The sequence below is a fragment of the Nitrospirillum pindoramense genome, assembly GCF_007827955.1.
GTDB lineage: Bacteria > Pseudomonadota > Alphaproteobacteria > Azospirillales > Azospirillaceae > Nitrospirillum > Nitrospirillum amazonense_B.
Genome location: NZ_VITR01000006.1, coordinates 356,778 through 369,369, shown reverse-complemented (window position 1 = coordinate 369,369; position 12,592 = coordinate 356,778). Strand labels below are relative to the sequence as shown.

Sequence of the window (12,592 nt, the reverse complement as noted above, 5' to 3'; positions counted from 1 at the left end):
CGCCTCTGCGGGATCAGCGGCGGCTGCCAGCCTGCGCGGCGGGGGGTGGACGGAAGCCGTTGCGATAGACCTCCTCCACCAGGTCGCGGTGGCTGGGCAGGCTGGACAGGGCCTGGGGCGTCACGGTGCGCAGGCCCTGGAACTCATGCCGCGCCTCCTCCATGCGGCGGTACAGGGCCCGTGCCGGCTCCAGGTCGGTTTTGAAGCCCATGCCATACAGGACGTATTGATAGCTGGCCGGCAGGAAGGTTTCGTGGTCGGCCACGAAATCGAACCGGCCGGGCGGCCGGTGGGCCCAGAGGGCAAGGCGGTCGCGCAGCGAGTCCGGCACGGTGGCGGGGTCGGCGTTGTCCCGCCAATAGGCGCTGTCCGTCCGCCGGGTCAGGCAATAGTGCAGCTTCAGGAAATCGACGATGCGGTCATACCGCGCGCCCATCAGCGCGTTGTAGGTCCGGGCGGTGGCGGCCATGGCCGCCGCTGTCTGGGCGCTGTCCAGACCCGATGGCCCCCAGGGGAAGAACTGGGCGATCATGTGGGCCGCCACCTCGATCAGCATGATGCCGGTCGATTCCAGCGGCTCGAAAAAGCCGCCGGACAGGCCCACCGCCACGCAATTGCCCACCCAATGCCGGTTGCGGCAGCCGGACTCGAACTTCAGCAGGCGGACGTCACGCCCGGCCGCCATGGGCCCGATATACCGGCGCAGCACCTCTTCCGCGCGGGCGTCGTCGGTGTGGCGGCTGGAATAGACATAGCCGGTGCCGCGGCGGTCGTTCAGGCCGATGTCCCATGTCCAGCCCGCCTCATGCGCCGTGGCCACGGTGTAGGACGGGATGGGCGCGTCCGGCCGGTCGTAGGGCACCTGCAGGGCCACCGCCCGGTCGTTGAACAGCACGTCGCCCCAGGGTTTGAAAGGCACCTTCAGCGCCTGGCCGATGATCTGCGCCCGGAAGCCGGTGCAGTCGATGTACAGATCTGCCGTCAGGCCGCCGTGCTCGCGCGTGTCCAACCGCGCCACGGCGCCGCTGCCATCCAGCACCACCCCATCGACCGTGCCCACCAGGTGGTGGACCCCCAATTCCACCGCCACGGTGCGCAGCAGGACGGCCAGCCGGTTGGCGTCGAAATGATAGGCGTAGTTCAGCGGCGCGTGATAGGGCGGGTCGATGGCCCGCTTCGGCCCCCGGCAGGCATCCGCCACCGCCTTCTGCAGGGTCACGGCTTCCGCGAACGGCAGGTCCCCGGCGGCGCCCAGCAGCCAATAGGGCAGCAATTCCGGCCCCTTGACCTGGTGGGGAAAGTTGAAGGGGTGGAAATAGTGGCTGTGCCCCGGCACGGCGCCCAGGGCCTGGGTGGGGGCCGCGTCCGGCGCCGGCGCTTCCGCCCAATCCACGAAATGGACGCCTTGCTTGAAGGTGGCGCTGCTTTCCCGCAGGAAGCGCGCCTCATCGATGCCGATGGCCGCCAGGGTGGAACGGATGGTGGGGAAGGTGCCTTCCCCCACGCCGATGATGCCGATGTCGGTCGATTCGATCAGGGTGATGTCTGTCCCGCCGGACAGGCCCGTGCCCAGGGTCTTGGCCAGGTAGGCCGCCGTCAGCCAACCGGCCGTGCCCCCGCCCACGATCAAGATCCGGCGCCGGGCGCCCTCCGCAACGGTCATTCGCATCCTCCCTCCCGCGCTGGGCGCCCGACGGCGCCATGGCGGATTTTCTTATGTTTCCCAACGCCTGAGGACCAGTTCCCCCCGCCAGCGGGGCTTGGGATCGCCCCTTGGTTGCGGGCCTGTTGTTGCAGTGCCGCAGGCGTCATTTTGGCCATGGGGCAAGAATACCACGATTGGAGCAACATGACAGCGCTGTGCGACAACGTTGTCATAATTTTGTTGACAGTACGGACCGCCCCGCTAAACATGCCAGCCACAACAGCACCGCACCCAACGCGTGTGGCGGTCGCTGCTGAATATCCGCCTTGAGTAATCAGGCTAGAATAAAAGGGAGGAAGCGAGATGAAGGCGAGACTCGGACTCTATCTGCAAGCTGCGGCCGTGATTGCCCTTTCCGGTGGCGCGTACGCGCAGACCGCGTCGGCTCCGGCCAACTCAGACACCATTGCCGAAATCGTCGTTACCGCGACCAAGCGGGAAACCAAGCTGCAGGAAACCCCGATCGCCGTCTCGGCGTTCAGCCAGGACAGCCTGGACAAGCAGCAGGTGAAGGACATCACCGACCTGTCCAAATACGTGCCCAGCCTGGCCTTTGGCCAGCAGGGCGACCAGAACGCCATCACCCTGACCCTGCGCGGCATCGGCAACGACAGCGCGTATACCGAGGTGGCCGACCCCGAGGTCGCCATGTATGTCGACGGCATCTATTCGCCGCGCGCCCAGGGCGCCTCGGTGTTGATGTACGATATGGAGCGCGTGGAAGTGCTGCGCGGGCCGCAGGGCACCCTGTTCGGCCGCAACGCCACCGTCGGCGCCGTCAGCCTGATCTCCGCCAAGCCGACCTTCGACAAGGAATACGGCAACGCCGAGGTCGTCGCCGGTTCCTACGGCCGGTTCGGCACGCGGGGCATGTTCAACATGCCCGTCTCCGACAAGCTGGCCTTCCGCGTCGCCTTCGTGACGGATAAGCACGACGGCTATGTCGACTACCAGCCGGCCCCCAACGTGGCCGGCGTCAATCCCGCCGCCTACGTGACCAGCGGCCCGAAATACTACGCTGGCGACCAGAAGTCCTTCCGTGTCAGCGGCGCCTGGCGGCCCACGGACAGCTTCAGCTGGGATTTGAACTTCGAGTGGTATGAGGACACCGGCACCCCGGTCGAACCCCTGATGCAGACCCCGCGTCCGGGCAACAATTTGTGGTCGGTGCAGGCCGACACCGCGCCGTTCCAGGACCGCACCGCGAAGTCCGTCCACAGCAAGATGGACTACGACATCAACGATTACCTGCAATTCTCCTACATCGCCGGCGCCTCCTGGCTGGGCGGCAACAACCAGGTGGACGCCGACGCCGGCACCCTGCCGCCGACCAGCGCCACCACCCCGTCCGGCGCGTTCGAGCAGAACAGCACCATCTGGTCCAGCTATGAGTTCTTCAGCCACGAGTTGCAGCTGAAGTCGTCGGGCGTTCACACCGTCGACTGGATCGTGGGTGCCTATTATTCCCACGAAACCAACAAGATCCGCTTCGACATCGACCAGGCCAACGGCTATCGCCTGGGAACCTTCAGCTGGGCCGGCAGCTTCATCCAGTCGGATCGTGAGATCGAATCCGCCGCCGGTTTCGGCCAGGCCACCTGGCACGTCACCGACGACATTCGTCTGACGGGCGGTGTGCGCTACACCCGCGACGACAAGGAAGACATCGGCGGCCGCAACGTCACCTGCAACGGCTGCACCCAGGGCATCTTCGGCCGCGATCCCTATTCCATCCCCGGCTACACGGCGTCGCCCAACGACGTCTATGGCCAGTGGAGCAAGGCCACCTGGCTGGTTCGCGCCGACGCCGACGTCATCAAGGACGTGCTGATGACCTATGCCAGCGTCGGCACGGGCTTCAAGTCGGGCAACATCGAGGACGGCGGCAAGCTGGCCGGCCCCGAGACCCTGACCAACTACGAAGTCGGCGCCAAGACGACGCTGTTCGGTGGCCGCGCCACCTTCAACGTGGCGGCCTATTACGAAGACTTCACGGGCTATCAGGTGAACCAGGCGGTCACCACCCGTGACGCCGCCGGCCATGTCATCGGCTCGCAGATCGTCACCCAGAACGCCAAGGGCGCCAAGGCCTATGGCCTGGAAGCCGAACTGGCGGCCAAGATCACCCCGCGTGACACGATCAACCTGGCGCTGTCCGCCCAGCATACCGAGCTGGAGGAACTGCAGAGCATCGACGCCCGGCTGTACAGCGGCGGCGACGTTTCCCACCTGGTCGAGCTGAAGGGCAACGAGCTGCCCCATGCCCCGTCCCTGTCGGGCACCGTCGGGTATGAGCACGTCTTCGACCTGCCCAACGGTGGCACGCTGACGCCGCGCGTCTCCACCCACTTCGAGACGCGCAGCTACCTGTCCTTCTTCAACGTCGCCAACTATGACGAGCAGAAGGCCTACACCCGCACTGACCTGTCGGTCCGCTACGACGCGCCCAGCGGCAAGTGGTCCTTGGAAGGCTTCGTCCAGAACCTGGAAAACGCCAACATCAAGACCAATGCCGGCGCCTTCGGCGGGCCGGCGACCCCGGTGTGGACCGCCGTGTACCAGCCGCCCCAGACCTGGGGTGTGCGGGCCCGCGCCAGCTTCTGATCCGTTCGTTCGCGTGTTGACCCCGGGGCCTGAGGGAATGGTTTTCCCCAGGCCCCGGGCCCTTTCCTGGCAGGATGCACTCTCCCCGAATCCTGCGCCTTGATGGGCGGCGCCCCCGCGCCGCCCATCCTTTATCCCTTTTTCTTTATTCCTTTTCCGCCGCCCTATCCGGCGCCATAACGATGGCGCCCCACACCCCTTGATTTGGAATACTCCATGGTCCAGCCGGAGAAGCGGTCGATCACCATCCGGGAGGTCGCGGACCTGGCCAAGGTGTCCATCAAGACCGTGTCGCGGGTCATCAACCGCGAGGCCGGCGTTTCCCATGAGACCCAGAGCCGCGTCCAGGATGCCATCAACCGCCTGGACTACCGCCCCAACCTGAACGCCCGGGGCCTGGCCGGTGACCGTTCCTTCCTGATCGGGCTGTTTTACGACAATCCCAGCGCCCACTATATGAGCGACGTGCAGACGGGTGCCGTGGCCCGCTGCCGCGAGGGCGGCTTCCATCTGCTGGTGGAACCGTGGGACAGCACGGACCCCGCCGTCGGCGACCAGGTTCTCGACCTCATTTCCCAGTTGCGGTTGGAGGGTGTCATCCTGACCCCGCCGCTGGTGGATCACGCCGGCGTGTTGCAGGCATTGCGGGCGTCCCGCATTCCGCTGGTGCGCATCGCGCCCGACACGGACCGCGAGACCGCGCCCTTCGTCTACATGGACGACTATGCCGCCGCCCGCCAGATGACGGCCTATCTCATCAGCCTGGGCCACCGCCGCATCGGTTTCCTGCTGGGCCATCCCGACCATGGCGCCACGGAACAACGCTACCAGGGCTTTCGCGACGAATTGGCGGATCACCGCATCCCGCTGGATCCCGACCTGGTGCGGCCGGGCCATTTCTCCTATCGCACCGGCATGGCCTGCGCCGAACAGCTGCTGACCCTGGCCGATCGGCCCACCGCCATCTTCGCCAGCAACGACGACATGGCGGCCGCCTCGGTCGCGGTGGCGCAGCGTCTGGGCTTGTCCGTACCGGCCGACCTGTCGGTTGCCGGCTTCGACGACACGCCGGTCGCGCGCATCATCTGGCCGCAGCTGACCACCATCCGCCAGCCCATCACCCGCATGGCGGCGGCCGCCGCCGACCTGCTGATCGACCGGGCGGTACGGCGCCAGCCGTGGAGCCATCCCATGCCGCGGCGGCTGCTGGAGTTTGAGGTCGTGGTGCGGGAATCGACAGCGCCACCTCCCTCCAAAGGGGGGCGCCGGTGACCCCGCCGGGCTAACCCGCCTGTTATAGTTCTCTTGGCTCGCTGGTACCGGCACCATGAACAGGATGCATGGGCAAGCGGGGGCGACAGACGGCGGCATGTCCAATCTGATCACCAAAATAACGGCTTGGTGGCAGGGGGATGACCCGCCCGGGCCGCGCCCGGCGACCTCGGCGCGGCGACCATCCCTGGAATCCGTGACGCCCGAGTCGGTTTCGGACGATTTGCAGAACCGTCTGAGCACCATCCTGGAACGCCAGGCCAGGATCTGCGCCGGCACGGTCCAGCTGCTGGGCCTGGAAAGCCTGCGGGACAGGCTGGGGGCCCGTTGGCCAGCCGTTCGGGATCGGGTGCATCAGTTGACGGAACGGCTGCTGAAACAGTCGCTGGACCCGGCCGATATCGTTTTCCCTTATGGCACCGACACCTATCTGGTGGTGTTCGCGCGCCTGGACGAACGCGCCGCCAGCCTGCTGTGCGCGCGCATCCTGCGGGATCTCCAGCGCCTGTTGTTGGGCGACGCCGATGCCGCCACCATCGTGGTGCGCACCGCTGTGCGCCAGGTTTCCGGCGACCTGGTGGTTCGGCCGCACCGCCTGTCCGACATGATGGCGGATGCCGCTGACGCCGATGCCGCGTCCGAATCCGGGGCCGAATCCGGGGCCGAATCCGGGGCCGACTCGGGGGGCGGATCAGGGGGCGACCACCAAGGCCCACCGGGCGGGCGGGCCCCTGCCACCCTGGCCGGCGCCGGTGGCGCTGCTGGCGAACCGGGGTGGGTGCCGCTGATGGCGCAGGGGGGAGGCAGCTTTCGCCAGGAGGACGTGACCGCGGCCTGGGCCGCGCGGGGACAACTGGGGCCGCTGGAAATCGTCTACCGCCCCGTCTGGGATGCCGTCCACCAGTCTGTATCGCTTTACGTCGCGCGTGGCCGGCGGGTGCGGCGCGGGGGCCAGGCGGTTTACGGCTACGACACCATTCCGCAGACCGCAGCCGGCAGCTTGTCCGCCGAGAACCTCGCCGCGATCCTGGAATTGGATGAGGAGACGGTGCGGCAGGCCATCGCCGTGTATCTGGACCTGTATGACAGCCGTTTCCGTTTCTACCTGTCCTTGCCCGTCCACTACGAAACCCTGGCGGCCATGCGCCGCCGCCGATCCTATCTGGCGCTGGCCAGCCGCATCCCGGCGCATCTTGTTCCCTTTCTCAGTTATCACCTCGTGGGCTTGCCCGCGGGGACGCCCACCGGCCGCCTGGCCGACTTTGTCACCGCGTTGCGCCCGGTCGGCCGGGGGGTCACGGTGGAGGTGCGCCTGGGCCGTCAGGACATGGGCATCCTGGAGGCGGCGGGGGTCAAGGGCGTGGGGGTCGTCCTCCCGGGGGTGGACGATCCCCTGGCGCTTCCCACGGCCCTCGACGGCCCGGGGACGGAACGGCCCCTCGCCGACCGGGTGGCCACCGATCTGGGCCTGGTCGCGGCGGAGGCACAGCGGCGGCGCCTGAAGCTTTATGTCGAGGGCGTGCACACGGTGGAGGCGGAGGCGCTGATCGATCGCGTCGGCGCCGATTTCCTGGCCGGCGACCTTATCGGCGGCTGGACGATGACACCCCGGCACATCGCCCGCCTGACGCGCGTGGAATTGCTGGCCAATTCGCGGCAGACTTCCGGGGCGTGATGGTGCCCAGGCCGGTGCTTATTGCGCCGTCGTGCCCGGCCGTCGGTCCGCAGGCAGCAGGGCGCGCAGGCGTTTGGCCTCCGCCAGATCCTTGGGCGCGCCGTCGCCGCTTTCATACATCTGCGCCAGCAGGTTGATGGCGCCCTGTTCCCCGCCATCGGCCGCCTTGCGCAGCCACTGCAGGGCCTTGGCGTCGTCACGGGGGACGCCTTCGCCCTGGCGGTATTGGAATCCCAGGGCGAACTGGGCGGGCGCCCACCCCCGCTCCGCCGCCATCATGTTCCAGCGCGCGGCCTCGACCGGGTCCTTGGCGACGCCTACGCCCGCCAGGTAAATGGCCCCCATCTGACCCTGGGCGCGGACGAAGCCCTGGCTGGCCGCCTGCTTGTACAGGCGCGCGGCCTCCGTGAGGTTGGCCTGCACGCCGGTGCCGTTCTGGTACATCCAGCCCAGGTTGGTGAGACCGGCGGGATCGCCCTGGCGGGCACCCAGGGTATAGAGGCGTACCGCCTCGGCCACGTCCTGGGGCACGCCGCTGCCGTGTTCATAATGCCAGCCCAGGCTGACCTGGCCGCGGGCGTTGCCCTGGTCGGCCGCCAGTTTGTAGAGGCGCGCGGCCTCCGCCGGGTCCTTGGGCAGGCCGTTGCTGCCCTGGTCGTACAGCACCGCCAGCCCCACCTGGGCCTGGGCGTTGCCCCTGTCCGCCGCCTGGCGCAGATAGGCCAGGGCCTTGTCCTTGTCCACCGTCACGCCCAGGCCTTGGCCGTATGCCTTGGCCAGTTCCACCATGGCCCCGGCATCCCCCTGCTGGGCCAGCGCCGTCAGCTTGGGCAGGGCCTCGGCATAATCATGCCTGGCCATGGCCAGGCGGGCCATGGCCAGGTCGGCCGCGGTGTCGGCCCGGGCGGGGCCCGCCCCCAGGCCAAACCCCAGCAGGGCGGCGAAGGCCAAGGGCAGGATGCGTCGGAACAACGGGCTTAAGCGGGCGGGGCGCAGGAATCGCGGCATGGCGGGGGTCCTTGACCTTGTGATGACGGCGCCCCTCAAGCCGGGCGCAGAACGTCGCGCAGCCAGCGACTGGCGGGGTCGGTGTCGCTGGTCCGATGCCAGTAGAGATTAAACGCCAATGGCGGCATGTCCAGGGGAAGGGGCAGGATGTTCAGGGTACCCCGGCTGCCATCCACCAGCGGCTGGCCATGATGGCGGCCCATGGTCAGCAAAAGCCCACCCCCATTCAGGCCGGTTTCCGCTACCACGCGGCAGGCGGTTTCATACCGTTGGCAGCGCAGGGCGATTTTTCGCTGTATGCCCAGGCGCAGCAGGGCGTAGTCCTCCACCGCCGGTCCGCTGCGGCGGGAGGAGACGGCGATGTGGGCCGCCGTCCGATATCCGTCCAGGTCCACCGGCGCATGGCCGGCCGCCGCGACCAGGCAATAATCGTCCCGCAGCAGGGGCAAGTGGCACAGGTCCGGGTCGGGCGCCAGCGCCACGTCCACCGCCAGATCCATGCGCCCCCGGGCCAGGTCGGCCTTCATGGTCGCCCGATCCAGCCGCACGCTGTCCAGCCGGGGGCTGGACCCTTCGGCCAGATGCTGTCTCAGGCGCGCCATCATGACCGGCAGCAGGGCCGGCTCCACCGCCTCGGGCATGGCGATGACGGCCTGGCGCAGGTCGCGGTCCGGCTGAAAGTCCTGTACGTCGGCCAGGGCCCGTCCCAGGGCGGCCAGCGCCTCCCTCACGCGGGGCGCCAGGCGGCGCGCCAGGGCCGAGGGGGCCACCCCCCGGCCGTCGCGGGGAAACAGCGGTTCATTTCCAACCCCCGTGGCCCCCGTGCCCAGGTGCGGGCCCAACTGGTCGCGCAGGCGGGCCAGGGCGTGGCTTACCGCCGACTGCGACAGCGCCAGCTCATCCGCCGCGCGGGTCAGGCTGCGCGCCCGGTACACGGCGTCGAATACCCGCAGCAGGTTCAGGTCCAGCCTGGCCAGCAGGCGCGTATCATGAACGTCATTCATGGTTTATCGCGCATAAACTTCCGGACTGTTCATGTCAATCCGGCGCTACACTCCCCTCAACAAAAGGGAGAGGACGCCATGGACTTTCAGCCCAGCGCGCGGGCCCAGGACTATCTGGACCGTGTCCGCCGCTTCATCGCCGATCATATCGCGCCGGTGGAGGCGCAGTACTGGCGCGACGTGGCGGCCCATGACGGCCCCGACTGGACCGGCTGGCGGGTGCCGCCGAAGATGGAAGAGCTGAAGGCCCGTGCCAAGGCGGAAGGCTTGTGGAACCTGTTCCTGCCCGATGCGGAACTGGCCGCCGGCCTCAGCACCCTGGAATACGCCCCCATCGCCGAGGCCACCGGCCACAGCCTGATGGCGCCGGAGGTGTTCAACTGCAACGCCCCCGACACCGGCAATATGGAGGTGCTGTGGCGCTACGGCAGCCCGGCGCAGCGGGAACAATGGCTGCAACCCCTCCTGGCCGGTGAGATCCGCAGCGTCTTCTGCATGACGGAGCCGGAGGTCGCCTCCTCCGACGCCACCAATATGGCCGCCACGGCGGTGGTGGAGGGGGATGAGGTGGTGGTGACGGGCCGCAAATGGTGGTCCAGCGGCATCGGCGACCCCCGCGCCCGCATCGCCATCGTCATGGCCCGCACGCCCGATGAAAACCGCGATCGGCATCACCAGCATTCCATGGTGCTGGTGCCCCTGGACGCGCCCGGCGTGCGGATCGAACGCATGTTGCCCGTCTTCGGCAGCCTGGACGCACCGCACGGCCATGGCGAGGTGACGTTCGACCGGGTCCGCGTGCCCGCGTCCAACCTGATCGCCGGGCCCGGCATGGGGTTTGAGATCGCGCAGGGCCGCCTGGGTCCCGGCCGCATCCACCATTGCATGCGCTGCCTGGGGGCGGCTGAGGCGGCCTTGGACCTGATGATCCGCCGGGGCACCAGCCGTACCGCCTTCGGTCGGCCGCTGATCGACCTGGGCGGCAACCGTGAGCGGGTGGCGGAGGCGCGCGTGGCCATCGACCAGGCCCGCCTGCTGACCTTGTTCGCCGCCTGGAAGATGGACAAGGTGGGAACCCAGGCGGCGTTGACGGAAATTTCCGCCATCAAGGTGGTGGCGCCCAGCGTGCTGGAGCGGGTGGTGGACGCCGCCATCCAGATCCATGGCGGTGCGGGCGTGTCGGGTGACACGCCCTTGGCCGGCTTCTACGCCCAGGCGCGGTCCCTGCGCCTGGCCGATGGTCCGGATGAGGTGCACAAGGCCATGATCGCCCGCATCGAACTGGCCAAGCGTGGCTACAAAAAGACCAAAGGGGAGGGTTGACGGCATGGTGGCGATCACACCGAAGACGGGCAGCGGCGGCGGGCGCATCTTCATCACCGGCGGGGCCAGCGGCCTGGGCCTGGCGCTGGGCAAGCGCTACGCCCGGGCGGGCTGGCGCGTGGCCGTGGGCGACATCAACCCGGATGCCCTGGCGGCGGCGGTGGCGGAACTGTCGGCCATCGCCCCGGATGCCTTCGCCATCCCGTGCGACGTGCGCGACGACGGCGCCCTGGACGCCGCAGCCCAGGCATTGACCCAGCGCTGGGGCGGGGTCGACATCGTCGTCAACAACGCCGGCGTGGCCCAGGCCGGCAACATCGACGACACGCCGCTGGACGACTGGCGCTGGATCATCGACATCAACCTGATGGGGGTGGTGCGGGGGTGCAGGGCCTTCACGCCGATGTTCAAGGCGCAGGGCCATGGCTATTTCGTCAACACCGCCTCCATGGCCGGCCTGCTCGATATGCCGATGATGAGCGCCTACAACGCGACCAAGGCGGCGGTGGTGTCGCTCTCGGAAACCTTGCAGCATGAACTGGCGCCCAGCGGCATCGGCGTCAGCGTCATCTGCCCGTCCTTCTTCAAGACTAACCTGGCATCCAGCCTGCGCACCTCCGATCCCCGCTTGCGCGCCCGGGTGGACAAGCTGCTGAACCGTCCCGGCATCACGGCCGACGACGTGGCCGAGTATGTCTACCAGGGCGTGGCCGTGGGCCGCTGCCATCTGCTGCCGCATAAGGAGGGACGCCGCTTTTGGCTGATGAAGCGGTTGATGCCCCGCGCCTGGTACGTGGCCATGATCGACCGGCGGGCCCGCAGCATGGCGGCACCGTCGCGCACCGCCGCCGCCCAGGCCCAGCAGCCGACGGCCGGCGCCCGATGACGGTGGCGCCGGGTGAGGTCCCACCCCGGCCCGTGACCGACCGGGCCGGCCCGGTAAGGGCGGGGGAGGAGCTAGACGTGGCCGCGGTTGACCGCTGGCTGAAGGGCCAGCGGCCGACGCTGACGGGCCAGCCGCAGGTGACGCAATATTCCGGCGGCGCCAGCAACTGGACCTATCGCCTGGCCTATGGCGAGGACGGGGTGGAGGGCGACTTCATCCTGCGGCGCCCCCCCGCAGGCACCAAGGCCAAGTCCGCGCACGACATGGTCCGCGAATTCCGCGTGCAGCAGGCGCTGAAGCCCGTCTTTCCCTGGGTTCCCACCATGGTGGGGCTGTGCCAGGACGACCAGCTCATCGGTGCCGACTTTTATGTCATGGAACGCATCGCCGGCATCATTCCCCGTGCCAACCTGCCGCGGGGCCTGGACATGGGCCCGGATGCCGTGCGCCGCCTGTGCCTGGCCATGGTGGACAAGCTGGTGGCGCTGCACCGGGTGGACCCGGAGGCGGCTGGCCTGGCGGGCCTGGGCAAGGGCGAGGGCTATTGCCGCCGCCAGGTGGAGGGCTGGTCGGGGCGCTACCTCAAGGCGCGCACCTGGAACGTGCCCTCCTTCGCCCGGGTGCGGGCCTGGCTGGCGGCCAACACCCCGGCGGACAGCGCCGCTTGCGTCATCCACAACGACTGGCGCTTCGACAATCTGGTGCTGGATGCCGCCGACCCGACGCGCGTGATCGGCGTGCTGGACTGGGAGATGGCCACCATCGGCGACCCGCTGATGGATTTGGGCGGGGCGCTGGCCTATTGGGTGCAGGCGGACGATGATTTCATTATGCGCTCCACCCGCCGGCAGCCCACCCACCTGCCCGGCATGCTGACCCGCGACGCGGTGGTGGCCCACTATCTGGCGGCCATGGGGGACAGGCTGGACGCCCAGGCGGTGGACTGGACCTTCTACGAGGTGTTCGGCCTCTTCCGCCTGGCCGTCATCGCCCAGCAGATCTACTACCGCTATCACCACCGCCAGACGCGCAATCCGGCGTTCAAGCGCTTCTGGCTGCTGGTCACGTATCTGGACTGGCGCTGCCGCCGCATCCTGCGCCGGGCCGGGCGCTGA

At 68.5% G+C, this 12,592-nt stretch carries 9 protein-coding genes; 6 read left to right on the top strand and 3 right to left on the bottom strand.

Features of this window, described 5'->3' with window-relative positions:
• Window positions 1-13: 13 nt before the first annotated feature.
• Complete coding sequence (locus FBZ90_RS12525) at window positions 14-1,663, bottom strand: tryptophan halogenase family protein (RefSeq protein ID WP_145732572.1); 1,650 nt, start codon at window positions 1,661-1,663, stop codon at window positions 14-16.
• 345 nt (window positions 1,664-2,008) lie between these two features.
• On the opposite strand from FBZ90_RS12525, the gene FBZ90_RS12520 reads away from it, so the two are divergent.
• The 3 genes from FBZ90_RS12520 to FBZ90_RS12510 all read left to right on the top strand — a co-directional run bounded on the left by FBZ90_RS12520 (window position 2,009) and on the right by FBZ90_RS12510 (window position 7,256).
• Window positions 2,009-4,309, top strand: a complete 2,301-nt coding sequence (locus FBZ90_RS12520; protein ID WP_246130375.1) for a TonB-dependent receptor — start codon at window positions 2,009-2,011, stop codon at window positions 4,307-4,309.
• 216 nt (window positions 4,310-4,525) lie between these two features.
• Window positions 4,526-5,581, top strand: a complete 1,056-nt coding sequence (locus FBZ90_RS12515; RefSeq protein WP_145732570.1) for a LacI family DNA-binding transcriptional regulator — start codon at window positions 4,526-4,528, stop codon at window positions 5,579-5,581.
• A gap of 196 nt (window positions 5,582-5,777) precedes the next feature.
• Window positions 5,778-7,256, top strand: coding sequence for a GGDEF domain-containing protein (locus FBZ90_RS12510; RefSeq protein WP_145732567.1), 1,479 nt, complete (start codon window positions 5,778-5,780; stop codon window positions 7,254-7,256).
• 18 nt (window positions 7,257-7,274) lie between these two features.
• Here the strand turns inward: FBZ90_RS12510 and FBZ90_RS12505 are convergent, their stop codons facing one another.
• Window positions 7,275-8,264 (bottom strand): tetratricopeptide repeat protein, encoded by a 990-nt coding sequence (locus FBZ90_RS12505; RefSeq protein WP_145732565.1) that lies wholly within the window; start codon window positions 8,262-8,264, stop codon window positions 7,275-7,277.
• A 35-nt stretch (window positions 8,265-8,299) separates the two neighbouring features.
• On the bottom strand, window positions 8,300-9,268 hold the full coding sequence (locus tag FBZ90_RS12500) for a LysR family transcriptional regulator (protein WP_145732563.1): 969 nt from the start codon (window positions 9,266-9,268) through the stop codon (window positions 8,300-8,302).
• 78 nt (window positions 9,269-9,346) lie between these two features.
• Between FBZ90_RS12500 and FBZ90_RS12495 the strand changes: the two genes are divergently transcribed.
• From FBZ90_RS12495 to FBZ90_RS12485, 3 genes are all read left to right on the top strand, one after another.
• Entirely contained in the window at window positions 9,347-10,591 is a 1,245-nt protein-coding gene (locus tag FBZ90_RS12495) for an acyl-CoA dehydrogenase family protein (protein WP_145732561.1), read from the top strand.
• Between the two features lie 4 nt (window positions 10,592-10,595).
• Complete coding sequence (locus FBZ90_RS12490) at window positions 10,596-11,477, top strand: SDR family oxidoreductase (protein WP_145732560.1); 882 nt, start codon at window positions 10,596-10,598, stop codon at window positions 11,475-11,477.
• Window positions 11,478-11,554: 77 nt separating this feature from the next.
• Complete coding sequence (locus tag FBZ90_RS12485) at window positions 11,555-12,592, top strand: phosphotransferase family protein (protein ID WP_246130370.1); 1,038 nt, start codon at window positions 11,555-11,557, stop codon at window positions 12,590-12,592.

Coding starts and splice junctions, on each gene's coding strand:
- FBZ90_RS12525 (WP_145732572.1), bottom strand. CDS start 1,663: ATGACCGTTGCGGAGGGCGCCCGGCGCCGGATCTTGATCGTGGGCGGG.
- FBZ90_RS12520 (WP_246130375.1), top strand. CDS start 2,009: ATGAAGGCGAGACTCGGACTCTATCTGCAAGCTGCGGCCGTGATTGCC.
- FBZ90_RS12515 (WP_145732570.1), top strand. CDS start 4,526: ATGGTCCAGCCGGAGAAGCGGTCGATCACCATCCGGGAGGTCGCGGAC.
- FBZ90_RS12505 (WP_145732565.1), bottom strand. CDS start 8,264: ATGCCGCGATTCCTGCGCCCCGCCCGCTTAAGCCCGTTGTTCCGACGC.
- FBZ90_RS12500 (WP_145732563.1), bottom strand. CDS start 9,268: ATGAATGACGTTCATGATACGCGCCTGCTGGCCAGGCTGGACCTGAAC.
- FBZ90_RS12495 (WP_145732561.1), top strand. CDS start 9,347: ATGGACTTTCAGCCCAGCGCGCGGGCCCAGGACTATCTGGACCGTGTC.
- FBZ90_RS12490 (WP_145732560.1), top strand. CDS start 10,596: ATGGTGGCGATCACACCGAAGACGGGCAGCGGCGGCGGGCGCATCTTC.